Source organism: Terrihalobacillus insolitus (assembly GCF_028416575.1).
Taxonomy (GTDB): domain Bacteria; phylum Bacillota; class Bacilli; order Bacillales; family Amphibacillaceae; genus Terrihalobacillus; species Terrihalobacillus insolitus.
Genome location: NZ_JAMQKB010000010.1, coordinates 37,401 through 49,652, shown reverse-complemented (window position 1 = coordinate 49,652; position 12,252 = coordinate 37,401). Strand labels below are relative to the sequence as shown.

General features: G+C 41.3%; 11 protein-coding genes. All 11 read left to right on the top strand.

Annotated elements, in window-relative coordinates:
• Positions 1 to 98 precede the first annotated feature (98 nt).
• The gene (locus NC797_RS11040; protein WP_272436838.1) at positions 99 to 758 is read left to right on the top strand and encodes a hypothetical protein; all 660 of its coding nucleotides are present in this window, start codon (positions 99 to 101) and stop codon (positions 756 to 758) included.
• A gap of 167 nt (positions 759 to 925) precedes the next feature.
• Positions 926 to 1,480 carry a manganese efflux pump MntP gene (locus NC797_RS11035; protein ID WP_272436837.1) on the top strand — a complete coding sequence of 185 codons (555 nt, stop codon included), beginning with the start codon at positions 926 to 928 and terminating at the stop codon, positions 1,478 to 1,480.
• A gap of 851 nt (positions 1,481 to 2,331) precedes the next feature.
• Positions 2,332 to 2,943 carry a low molecular weight protein arginine phosphatase gene (locus NC797_RS11030; protein WP_272436836.1) on the top strand — a complete coding sequence of 204 codons (612 nt, stop codon included), beginning with the start codon at positions 2,332 to 2,334 and terminating at the stop codon, positions 2,941 to 2,943.
• A 24-nt stretch (positions 2,944 to 2,967) separates the two neighbouring features.
• Positions 2,968 to 3,414, top strand: a complete 447-nt coding sequence (gene rpiB, locus NC797_RS11025; protein ID WP_272436835.1) for a ribose 5-phosphate isomerase B — start codon at positions 2,968 to 2,970, stop codon at positions 3,412 to 3,414.
• Positions 3,415 to 3,664: 250 nt separating this feature from the next.
• Entirely contained in the window at positions 3,665 to 4,222 is a 558-nt protein-coding gene (locus NC797_RS11020) for a TIGR01440 family protein (RefSeq protein WP_272436834.1), read from the top strand.
• A 98-nt stretch (positions 4,223 to 4,320) separates the two neighbouring features.
• A complete protein-coding gene (locus NC797_RS11015) occupies positions 4,321 to 5,556 on the top strand; it encodes a serine hydroxymethyltransferase (protein WP_272436833.1) in 1,236 nt (411 codons plus the stop codon).
• Between the two features lie 287 nt (positions 5,557 to 5,843).
• Positions 5,844 to 6,473: a uracil phosphoribosyltransferase gene (gene upp, locus NC797_RS11010; protein WP_272436832.1), complete on the top strand. Its 630-nt coding sequence runs from the start codon at positions 5,844 to 5,846 to the stop codon at positions 6,471 to 6,473.
• Positions 6,474 to 6,498: 25 nt separating this feature from the next.
• Positions 6,499 to 7,656, top strand: a complete 1,158-nt coding sequence (gene wecB, locus NC797_RS11005; RefSeq protein WP_272436903.1) for a non-hydrolyzing UDP-N-acetylglucosamine 2-epimerase — start codon at positions 6,499 to 6,501, stop codon at positions 7,654 to 7,656.
• Between the two features lie 775 nt (positions 7,657 to 8,431).
• Complete coding sequence (locus NC797_RS11000) at positions 8,432 to 10,663, top strand: S8 family serine peptidase (RefSeq protein WP_272436831.1); 2,232 nt, start codon at positions 8,432 to 8,434, stop codon at positions 10,661 to 10,663.
• A 468-nt stretch (positions 10,664 to 11,131) separates the two neighbouring features.
• Positions 11,132 to 11,500 carry an ATP synthase subunit I gene (locus tag NC797_RS10995; protein ID WP_272436830.1) on the top strand — a complete coding sequence of 123 codons (369 nt, stop codon included), beginning with the start codon at positions 11,132 to 11,134 and terminating at the stop codon, positions 11,498 to 11,500.
• 23 nt (positions 11,501 to 11,523) lie between these two features.
• On the top strand, positions 11,524 to 12,246 hold the full coding sequence (gene atpB, locus NC797_RS10990) for a F0F1 ATP synthase subunit A (RefSeq protein WP_272436829.1): 723 nt from the start codon (positions 11,524 to 11,526) through the stop codon (positions 12,244 to 12,246).
• The last annotated feature ends 6 nt before the right edge of the window (positions 12,247 to 12,252 follow it).

Sequence of the window (12,252 nt, the reverse complement as noted above, 5' to 3'; positions counted from 1 at the left end):
TCGAAAGCAAATAATGCTTTTGAATCCTTTCTAGCATACCCGAACAAACGTTTTGTTAGTTGGGCGGGTTTAGTTCAGTGCGCTCTTTTTTACCTTAAATGAATGTTTTTATCTTTTTCTTTTATCAACTTTTACTTGACTTATCACCACAAGTCTTTATTTCCGATGAAAAGGAAGAAAGCTTAGATCAAGTCTGGGTAAACTTAATCACTGGTGAAATATCTGAAACAATGAAACAGGAGCAAAACAGTATCATGTACACGTCTGATCCATTGTATAACCATCCGATTCCTGTAGATTTGAACATAGAAGCAGCTTTTACAACCGCTTATAACCATGTAGAAAACAAAACAGAAAAACAGCAAAAGCAGCGCCAAAAAGATAATCAGCTTCAAAAAGATTTGGATAGAATTGAAACATATTACCAGGAATTAATAAAAGAAAATGATAGAAGAGCACAACGCAAAGGATTAAGCGAAGAAAAAGTCGAGGAAATTACAACAAAATCAAAAGTTATTGCTTTAGAAATGAACAAACAAATCGAAGAAATTAAGCAAAAATATCAAGGCCACACTGAAATAACAATAGATCATGGCATCCTGTATTTTGTGCCATTGCTGCAATATGACATTGAAACGATTTTCCGTTCCAATCGCAAGCAACAAACACTCTACTATAATCCGATAACAAAACAATTTATTGTTTCAGCAAATAACAAAGTAGCATTAGAGCAGAAGCTTCAAAAAATCTCTAAATGATATATGGTGCATTCATTTGGAGTAGTTTTTGCACCAGTCGCAATTACACGCTATACCAATAGAAAGCAGGCACCAATACAAGCCCGAACCATAACCACCGCTCATTTTCACATAATTGCTTGTCTTCAAGCATATAGTGAATTAGCATGTTCGGAGGTGGTTGTGGGATGCCAGATGCAGTGCTTGGAGAATTTATTTCCTTATCATTCATGGCAATTGCGTTGGGGGCAGACGCATTCTCTGTTGGATTAGGTATAGGGATGCAATGGCTCCGATTGAAGCGGATATTTGTAATCGGGTTAACGGTTGGCTTGTTCCACGTCATGATGCCGTTTCTAGGCATTGTGATTGGCCACTATATTTCGAGTCAATTAGAAGGCTTTGCCATCATTGCTGGTGGTGCCCTTTTATTTGGTATAGGGATGCAAATGTTACTATCATCCTTTAACAGAGAAGAGCAGAAATGGCTTCATCCAACAGGAACAGGTCTTGTCTTATTCGCACTTAGTGTAAGTATTGATAGTTTTTCTGTTGGACTAAGTCTTGGCATGTCTGGAACAAAGGTTTTTCTTGCCTTACTATTGTTTGGATTAGCAGCCACTGGCCTTACCTGGTTGGGACTGCTGATAGGAAGAAAAGCAAATGGATTATTAGGTGTCTATAGCGAAATATTTGGCGGAAGCATTCTTTGCGCATTCGGTTTAAAACTTATTTTTGGTTAAAATGGACTGGCTTTCTCTGTTATACAGGTGAAGCCAGCCCTTTTATTGTTAGGAAATGATAAAATTATTGTCAAGACCGTACCGTACGAGCCCAGAGCTACCCCTCATAAAGCCCATGAACGACATTTCTCATGCCAACGCACCCCGAAATGCCCCTCATAAAGCCCATGAAGGACATTTCTCTTGCCAACGCACCCCGAAATGTCCTTCATAAAGCCCATGAACGACATTTCTCTTGCCAACGCACCCCGAAATGTCCTTCATAAAGCCCATGAACGACATTTCTCATGCAACGCGCCCCGAAATGTCCTTCATAAAGCCCATGAACGACATTTCTCGTGCCAACGCACCCCGAAATGTCCTTCATAAAGCCCATGAACGACATTTCTCATGCCAACGCACCCCGAAATGTCCTTCATAAAGCCCATGAACGACATTTCTCTTGCCAACGCACCCCGAAATGTCCTTCATAAAGCCCATGAACGACATTTCTCGTGCCAACGCACCCCGAAATGTCCTTCATAAAGCCCATGAACGACATTTCTCGTGCCAACGCACCCCGAAATGTCCTTCATAAAGCCCATGAACGACATTTCTCGTGCCAACGCGCCCCGAAATGTCCTTCATAAAGCCCATGAACGACATTTCTCGTGCCAACGCACCCCGAAATGTCCTTCATAAAACCCATGAACGACATTTCTCATGCCAACGCACCCCGAAATGTCCTTCATAAAGCCCATGAACGACATTTCTCGTGCCAACGCACCCTTTCTGCTAATTTCCTTTATCATCAAGTAGAAACTATGATATAGTTTTGTCAAAGAGTGATTTTGATGGAGGTTTATAAATAAATGAGGATCTTGTTCGTTTGTACTGGAAATACATGTCGAAGTCCAATGGCAGAAGCGTTACTCAAGCAAAAGAATGATCAAATCAAAGTACAATCAGCAGGAATTTTTGCCGGTAAAGGACAGCGTGCCTCACAAGGTACAATCGACGTATTAAAAGAAAAAGGAATCCCTTTTCATCATCAGTCGCAACCAATCACAAGGGACTTACTCAATTGGGCTGATCTCGTTCTTGCGATGACCACACAACACAAACAAACAATCGTCATGGAGTACCCAGAGTTTTACGACAAAATTTTCACACTAAAGGAATATGTGATTGATACCGAAAATGAAACGTGGGAGCAATTGAAAAAAGCCTATACGGAAATGGAAGAAAAACGTGCAATATTTATGAAAGATCAAGGAAATAAATTAAATAGCAACAAGTTAGATCATGCATTAAGCATACATTTAAAAGATGAGATCAGCCGAATCCAAGAACTTGAGGCAAGGTTGCCGAATTATGATGTCACCGATCCATTTGGTGGCGATTTGGAAACGTATAAAAAAACATTAGATGAAATCGATAAGTTTATCGAACTACTGACGAACAAGTTAGATAATAGTAACTAAGGCAATGTGGAAGGAGTATCAAAAATGAAAGTTATATTAGCATCAGATCACGGCGGAGTAAATATTAGGAAAGAAATTGCTTCTTTATTAGAAGAATTAAATATCCAGTATGAAGATATGGGCTGTGATTGTGAGGGGTCTGTCGATTATCCTGACTTTGGTATACCAGCAGCAGAACGGGTTGCACGCGGCGAGTTTGACAAGGGAATTCTAGTTTGTGGCACAGGGATCGGCATGTGTATTTCCGCTAATAAAGTCAAAGGGATTCGTGCTGCACTCGTACACGACGTTTTCAGTGCAAAAATGACCGCAGAACATAACGACTCCAACGTATTAACAATGGGGGAGCGTGTGATTGGCCCTGGTCTTGCAAGAGAAATTGCCAAAACATGGCTACAAGCTGAATTCCAGGCAGGACGCCACGCGAACAGAATTGGCAAAATCACCGAATACGAAAACACAACACTTTAATGCTGTAAAGTAATGGAGGATCATATCCCAACATTTTGGAGGTAAAGCAAAGGAGGGACATACCCCAACGTTTGAAGGTAAAGCAATGGAGAAACACATCCCAACATTCGGAGAGGAACATGACCCAACATTTGGTGGTTATTTAACTGTGCATTAACGTCTTTTAATCCCAACATTAGGAGAAGAATATATCCGAACATTAAGATTTAATGCAATGGATGAACAATTCCAACATTAGGAGGTTATGCAGATGAGTGAGCTTCATGCCATTAGAGGGCACATGGCAGACATTGTGGACGAATGGCTTGCGAGTGATTATCTCACGTCTGGAGATCTATTTGTAGTTGGCTGTTCGACAAGTGAGGTTACTGGTCAGCGCATTGGCACATCGGGAAGCGAGGAAATTGCTGCAATTCTATTTGAAGAACTGCAACGGTTGCAAAAAAATTCAGGCGTCACACTAGCTTTCCAATGCTGTGAACATTTAAACCGTGCCATTGTCATGGACAAGAATATTGCTCGTCAGTCCAAATACGAGGAAGTAACCGCTATTCCCGTACCGACGGCAGGGGGATCCATGGCCTCCTATGCCTACAAACAAATGGAGCACCCAATTCTTGTAGAGGAAATCCAAGCAGATGCAGGTATCGATATTGGAGAAACAATGATTGGTATGCAATTAAAAAAAGTTGCGGTGCCATTACGTTTTAAACAACGATTCGTCGGAAATGCACGTATCAACGCAGCTCGAACAAGGCCCAAATTAATTGGCGGACAACGTGCACATTATCCTGATCATATGAGATAATGTACTACAAAATCTTATTATTTGGTGACTTCTTGAACAACCTCTATAAGATTTTATAAAAATAAAAGTAAAGAAAACGACAAGGGGGAAATACGAATATGGAACATGTGAAACAAAACGATTTAGAACTTTTTGAAGCAATCGAAAACGAAAAAAGGCGCCAACAGGACAAAATTGAACTGATTGCTTCTGAAAACTTTGTCTCAAGAGCAGTAATGGAAGCACAAGGTTCTGTGTTAACAAATAAATACGCAGAAGGATACCCAGGACGCCGTTACTATGGTGGCTGCGAATATGTCGATGTTGCAGAAAACCTGGCAAGAGATCGAGCAAAAAAATTGTTTGGAGCAGACCATGCTAATGTCCAACCCCACTCAGGCGCACAAGCGAACATGGGTGTTTATTTTGCCATATTAGAACCTGGCGACACTGTTTTAGGTATGAACCTTAGCCACGGTGGTCACTTGACACATGGCAGCCCAGTTAACTTCAGCGGAAATCTCTATCATTTCGTTGATTATGGTGTCGACAAGGATACGGAACAATTGGATTATGATGCTGTATTAGAAAAAGCACAGGAAGTCCAGCCAAAGCTAATCGTTGCTGGAGCGAGTGCCTATTCACGCACAATTGATTTTAAACAGTTCCGTGAAATCGCCGACAAAGTGGGTGCCTACTTGATGGTTGACATGGCCCATATCGCAGGTCTTGTTGCAACAGGGCATCATCCGAATCCAGTCCCACATGCCCACTTCGTCACAACGACAACACACAAAACATTACGCGGACCTCGGGGCGGTATGATTTTATGTCAGGAAGAATTTGCAAAAAAAATAGATAAGTCAATCTTCCCAGGAATTCAAGGTGGACCATTAATGCATGTAATCGCAGCCAAAGCAATGGCATTCAAAGAAGCATTGGAAGAGGACTTCAAAGCATATAGTCAATCCGTCATTGACAACGCGAAACGTCTTGGAGAAGCATTACAAAAAGAAGGTGTAAGACTCGTTTCAGGTGGTACGGACAATCACCTATTATTATTAGATGTACGACCACTAAATCTAACCGGTAAAGTAGCAGAAAAAGTACTAGACGATATCGGTATCACTGCAAATAAGAACACGATTCCATTTGATCCAGAAAGCCCATTTGTTACAAGTGGCATTCGGATCGGTACAGCCGCTGTAACAACCCGCGGATTTGGACTAGAAGAAATGGATGTCATTGCATCGATCATTGCAGCAACACTAAAGAATCACGAAGATGAAGCAACACTCAAACAATCAGAAGAACGCGTTAAAGCATTAACAGAGAAATTCCCATTATATGCATAAACATCTCTCCCTAGCCTGAGTACGTGCCACCCACTCTGGCTAGGTTTTTTTGGAAAAATCGGCAGAAAATCAGAAAATTAGCGGTTATGTAGTTTTGGGGCAAGCACAAGTAAACTTTGAGATAAAATATCTTGTGCTTACAAACTCTCGGGAAATAGATCATTTAACGTTTTTCCGAAAGAAGTCTCTCTCTTCAATCAATCATATTGCAGCTCCTACTTGAAAGACTGTCGATTTTTCTGTAAAATTTCAAGGATGCCAAAAATAATAAAAGGAGTGATCAGACCATGGGAAATGTTTACGTATTAGATCATCCGTTAATTCAACATAAGCTTACGTACATAAGAAACAAAAGCACAGGAACAAAAGAATTTCGAGAACTCGTTGATGAAGTTGCAGCATTAATGGCTTTTGAGATAACGAGGGACCTTCCACTTGAAGAAATCACAGTTGAAACACCTGTCACAGAGGCGAAAACAAAAATACTAGCAGGGAAAAAAATCGGTTTAATTCCAATTTTGCGTGCTGGTCTTGGGATGGTAGACGGAATTTTGAGACTCATTCCAGCTGCAAGAGTGGGACACGTTGGTTTATATCGAGATCCTGAAACGTTAAAACCTGTTGAGTACTATATAAAGCTTCCTTCTGATATTGATGAAAGAGAATTGATTGTTATTGACCCAATGCTCGCCACAGGTGGATCTGCTAACGACGCGATTCATTCTTTGAAAAAACGCGGTGCGAAACAAATTCGCTTAATGTGCTTAATTGCAGCACCTGAAGGCGTCGAGTTAGTACAACAACAACACCCAGATGTAGACATTTATTTAGCAGCACTTGACGAGAAACTGAATGAAAAAGGCTATATCGTACCAGGTCTTGGAGACGCTGGTGATCGTTTATACGGAACAAAATAACAATGAACCATTTGGAGTGACGACAATGACAGACCGGATCAAAGTTATGACGATTTTTGGGACAAGGCCAGAAGCAATTAAAATGGCTCCGCTCGTGCTCGAACTTAAGAAACGTCCAGAACAGTTTGAACCAATCGTAACGGTAACTGCACAGCACCGAGAAATGCTGGATCAAGTACTCGATATTTTTGGAATCACACCAGACCACGATTTAAACATTATGAAATCAAGACAATCACTTGCCCAAATTACGACCAGGGCATTAGAAGGCTTGGACGAGGTGATGCAACAAACGAAGCCAGACATCGTGCTCGTCCATGGTGACACGACGACAACATTTGCGGCATCCCTTGCAGCATACTACAACCAAATTGCGGTAGGACATGTGGAGGCGGGGCTGCGTACGTGGAACAAATACTCTCCGTTTCCAGAAGAAATGAACCGGCAGCTTACAGGTGTGATGGCCGATCTTCATTTTTCACCAACGGAACAGTCGAAACAAAATCTTGTCAACGAAAATAAGCAGGCTGACACTGTTTTTGTAACTGGAAATACAGCAATTGATGCACTAAAAACAACAGTAAACGAACAGTATAAAAGTCAAATCCTAGACGAACTTGGCAACAAACGTCTCGTATTAATGACAGCCCACCGTAGAGAAAATTTAGGCAAAAACATGCAGCAAATGTTTCGTGCGATTAAGCGATTAGTAGAAAAACATGATGACGTGCAAGTTATTTATCCTGTACACCTCAATCCAGTCGTTCAAGACACGGCAAATGAAATTTTAGGAAATGACGAAAGAATTAAGTTAATTGAGCCATTAGGGGTAGTCGACTTCCACAATTTCGCATCCCGCTCCCATCTAATTCTGACGGACTCAGGTGGGGTGCAAGAGGAAGCGCCATCTCTTGGGGTACCTGTTTTAGTGCTGCGTGACACAACAGAACGACCTGAAGGAATCGACGCAGGTACACTGAAACTAGCAGGTACAGACGAAGATCATATTTTTTCACTCGCTGATACACTTTTATCCGATCCAAACGCACACGAGCAAATGGCTAAAGCTTCCAACCCCTACGGCGATGGTCAAGCATCTAGCCGGATTGCAGAAGCGATTCGTTACTTTTTTAAGCAGCGTGCCGATCGACCAGCATCCTTTCAAGTAAAAAAAGTAACGTAAAGAAAACACAGTATTAATGCGGGCATTTATCCGGCTATTTGGTCAAAATTGAGCACGTCAGCTGCCTTTTTGATAAATACCCAAATAAATGCCCGCACACATTTACCAAAAAACGGGAATAATGTCCACTTCAAAATAAGCTGGAAATGCCCTTCATAAGGGTGATGAACCACTTTTCCTAGCCCAAATCCACGTGAAATGTCCTTCATAAGGGTGATGAACCACTTTTCTTAGCCCAAATCCACGTGAAATGCCCTTTATAAGGGTGATGAACCACTTTTCTTAGCCCAAACCCACGTGAAATGCCCTTCATAAGGGTGATGAACCACTTTTCTTAGCCCAAACCCACGTGAAATGCCCTTCATAAGGGTGATGAACCACTTTTTCTAGCTCAAATCCACGTGAAATGCCCTTCATAAGGGTGATGAACCACTTTTTCTAGCTCAAATCCACGTGAAATGTCCTTCATAAGGGTGATGAACCACTTTTCTTAGCCCAAACCCACGTGAAATGCCCTTCATAAGGGTGATGAACCACTTTTCTTAGCCCAAACCCACGTGAAATGCCCTTCATCCCCGTGATGAACCACTTTTCCTTCCTCAAATGTTGATTACCTCAACTTTTCCGTTTTGCATAGACTAAATTCACTCATCACACGTTCAAAACTAAGCGTGTCCTCAACTATGCGATTCATATGTTCATAAATCCGTGCATGAAAAAGTCGATCATAACAAAAACTAATAAGACTTGTAACATAATGGAGGATGACGTGCACATGAACCTTTTCCGAATCGCATCGATCATACTACTTAGTATTATGGTAACAGCAGTAACTTTCCCAACCATAGCCTTATCAGAAACAGGTTTTGCTCGTGCCGATGATAAAGAAAATTCAATTATTATTGAAGTCGAAGGGAATCCATACGAACGTAAAAAAGAAATCGAAACCTACCACCCTTTTGTAGAGGTCGTCCAAGTATACGATACCATTTTGACTGGACTGGCGCTAAAGGGAGATTTAGATAAACTTCAGGATATAAAAACAAAATCCTTTGTCAAAAAAACATACCCCGTTCGAAATTATCAGGTGAATAGTAGGGATGAAGACAATATCAACAAGAGTATCCCTTTTATTAAAAAACAGGCCAAAGGAGTCTTGCCTGGAGATCAAAATTATACAGGAAAAGGGGTGAAGGTAGGAATAATTGATACGGGAATCGATTATACCCATCCAGATTTACAAAAGAATTACAAAGGAGGTTACGATTTAGTCGATTTAGATGATGACCCAATGGAAACATTGCCTGAGCAAGGTAGTCCCACACTGCACGGAACCCATGTTGCTGGGATTATAGGAGCAAATGGAAAAATGAAAGGTGTTGCACCCGAAGCAGATTTGTATAGTTATCGTGCCTTAGGGCCAGGCGGGATGGGTACGTCGATCCAAGTGATTGCAGCAATTGAAAAGGCTGTGAAGGATGGGATGGACATCATCAATTTATCATTAGGTAACACGGTAAATGGCCCGGACTGGCCAACAAGCATTGCAGTGAACCGCGCCGTAGACCACGGTGTTTCGGTGGTGATTGCAAATGGAAATGCAGGACCAGATCAATGGACGGTAGGATCGCCAGCAACGGCAACAAAGGTCATATCAGTTGGCGCCTCAACACCACCGATTACCATACCGTATCTTGACGATTCCTTCACAAACAAAAAAATCCCCTTAACCCCGCTGATGGGATCCGTTCCTTGGCAGTTTGAGAAAGACCAGCCAATCGTTTATGGTGGCATAGGAGCAAAGCCATTGACCGATGCTAGGAATAAAATCGTTCTGTATAAACGAGGCGAAATTCCTTTTGCTGAGAAAGCAAGGAGGGCACAACAAGCTGGGGCAGCTGGCGTGATCATTTTTAATAATGAAAAAGGCCCACTTCAAGGCTCTGTTGCAGACGGAAAAGCAGCTGTTACCATACCAGTTGTTTCGGTAACAAAGCGAGACGGTGAATGGATATTGGATAACATGGTGAACAAAAATAATTGGCTTGATACCTCCTATACAACTGTAAAAGATAAGATGGCGCAGTTTAGTTCAAGGGGTCCTGTAACGGTCAATTGGAGGATAAAACCAGAAATTGTAGCACCAGGTGCGGCTATCTTGAGTACTGTTCCAGATGGATACCGAGAGCTTCAAGGGACAAGCATGGCAGCACCACATGTGGCAGGCGCCCTTGCGCTAGTGAAAGAGGCACATCCTGATTGGTCCCCACAAAAACTGAAGGGTGCATTGTTAACAACAGCATTACCATTAGAAGAGAAGGAAGGACAACTTTATGATCCGATCGAACAAGGAATGGGGAGAATGCAGCCTGCCCGTGCCATTGAAACATCGACAATCCTTTATCAGCCGCTCATTAGTTTAGGAAATGTGACAAAGCTACAAGACACGAAAACATACGCTTTTAAAGTTGAAAACCTTTCGAACAAGAAGAAAGAGTTTTATTTTGATATGCCAAAGCAGAAACAGGGAATGCGATGGGTGCTGCCGCAAAGTATTACCGTCCCTCCAGGTGATAAAAAGACGATCGAGGTCAAGCTTACCGTTGATAGCAATAGGATGGAGGAAGGTATTCACCAGGGCTGGTTAACATTAAAAGAAAGGGATAAAACATATCAACTACCATATTTATTCCTTATTAAAGGTGGAGACTATCCAAAAGCGATGGGATTTGATTTTTCACTAGAAGCACTTTCCGACGATATGTATCAATATAGCTTGTATTTACCAGAAGGAGCAGAGAAAGTGACCGTTGACCTGTACGATCCACAAACATTTCAATATAAAAGAACCTTGTTAGAGATGGACGATCAACAAGTTGGATTAATCGAAGGCACAATGGAGGAACGTAAAGTGGGCAAAGGCGGCCAATATCTGGCAGTTGTATCCATAACTACGAGCAATGACAAAACCTATACCTACCCAAGCAACATTGTCATCGAGCAATGAAGCGGGTAGGTCTCCCCAACACATTACAAGCGAACTCGTTTCAGTAAGTTGAAACATCGGGGATCAGATGGAGTCTCGACTCCATCTGATTGGAAACTCCTACCTACGCTTCACTTAGAGGTAGAGTCTAATACGATGTAATAGGTGCGCTATTTTCGAGCATTCGCGTCACACTTTTGTCACACTTTTGGCGTACATTTGCATACTTATCCGTTATAATAAATAGTGGTGTCAAAGGCATAGTAATTGAATTCGTTTGAGGAGCAATATTCCAATAAGTATCGAATTTTTTCCAATTTGTACTTTTACTCACAAACTAATTGACATCAGATAGCCCCTATTGTATGCTAACTTAGGATGAATGATAAGGGTTTCACTGTGCCTGAAAAACTTCCTTGTATTCTTCTTGGAACAGAGAAAATGGAACAGTCTATTTAGTTCAAAAATGCATGGGAGACGAGTAAACGAATGCAACAATACCAAAATATGATTACCCGTCAACGAAAATGGATGTTCTTTCTTCTAGCATTGTTGGTTTTGGGTGCTGGATTTACACCCTATCCGCGCATATTCCTCGGTCTCATCTTAGGAGCTGTAATAAGTTTTTTCAATCTTTGGTTATTGCAATCAAAAGTTAACAAACTTGGACATGCAGTAGCTAAACAAAAATCCGCGCATAGTATAGGTACCTTTACGCGACTAGCAGCAGCAGTACTTGCTGTTTTAATCGCCCTTCGTTTTGAGGATTACTTCCATTTAGTATCTGTGATTATTGGATTAATGACAGCTTATCTTGTCATTATGATAGATTTTATTTACTTTAGATTTAGAGATTAACACAGGAAAGAGAGGTGAAGAAATTGGATCATGAAGCACCTATAGTGGAAGACGTACTTGGTATAGCTTGGCTTGATTTCAACTTGTCTAATGTGTTAATGATATTCATTGCATCTACGATCGTGTTTATTTTAGGCCTACTATCTGCACGTAGTCTGAAGATGAACCCCAAAGGATTACAAAATTTCATGGAATGGGTAATTGACTTTGTAAAGGGAATTGTCGGGGATACCATGGATTGGAATACTGGTAAGACTTTTCTTCCGTTAGGTTTAACCCTAATCACATATATTTTCGTTGCCAACATGCTTGGTGTAGTAACACTAGGAGTATACGGAGATGAACTATGGTGGAAGTCCCCAACATCTGATGCAGGTATAACATTAACACTCTCCACTCTCGTTATTGTATTGACACATTATTACGGGATTAAACGTAAGGGATTGAAAGAGTACGGTAAAGACTACTTGCGCCCATTACCATATTTGCTACCATTGAAAATAGTGGAGGAATTTGCAAATACATTGACATTAGGTCTGCGACTATTCGGTAATATTTATGCGGGAGAAATTTTACTCGGATTACTAGCAGGACTTGCAACAACAGGTGTTGGTGGATTCCTAGGTACAGCTATTCCGATGATCGCGTGGCAAGGATTTAGTACATTTGTTGGTGTGATTCAAGCATTTATCTTTACTATGCTAACAATGGTTTATATGTCACACAAAGTGGGACATGATCACTAATTTTGT

Excerpts from the sequence above, each read along its gene's own strand:
- NC797_RS11020 (WP_272436834.1), top strand. The coding sequence starts at position 3,665 with ATGAGTGAGCTTCATGCCATTAGAGGGCACATGGCAGACATTGTGGAC.
- NC797_RS11035 (WP_272436837.1), top strand. The coding sequence starts at position 926 with ATGCCAGATGCAGTGCTTGGAGAATTTATTTCCTTATCATTCATGGCA.
- NC797_RS11030 (WP_272436836.1), top strand. The coding sequence starts at position 2,332 with ATGAGGATCTTGTTCGTTTGTACTGGAAATACATGTCGAAGTCCAATG.
- wecB (WP_272436903.1), top strand. The coding sequence starts at position 6,499 with ATGACAGACCGGATCAAAGTTATGACGATTTTTGGGACAAGGCCAGAA.
- rpiB (WP_272436835.1), top strand. The coding sequence starts at position 2,968 with ATGAAAGTTATATTAGCATCAGATCACGGCGGAGTAAATATTAGGAAA.
- upp (WP_272436832.1), top strand. The coding sequence starts at position 5,844 with ATGGGAAATGTTTACGTATTAGATCATCCGTTAATTCAACATAAGCTT.
- NC797_RS10995 (WP_272436830.1), top strand. The coding sequence starts at position 11,132 with ATGCAACAATACCAAAATATGATTACCCGTCAACGAAAATGGATGTTC.
- NC797_RS11000 (WP_272436831.1), top strand. The coding sequence starts at position 8,432 with ATGAACCTTTTCCGAATCGCATCGATCATACTACTTAGTATTATGGTA.
- NC797_RS11040 (WP_272436838.1), top strand. The coding sequence starts at position 99 with ATGAATGTTTTTATCTTTTTCTTTTATCAACTTTTACTTGACTTATCA.
- NC797_RS11015 (WP_272436833.1), top strand. The coding sequence starts at position 4,321 with ATGGAACATGTGAAACAAAACGATTTAGAACTTTTTGAAGCAATCGAA.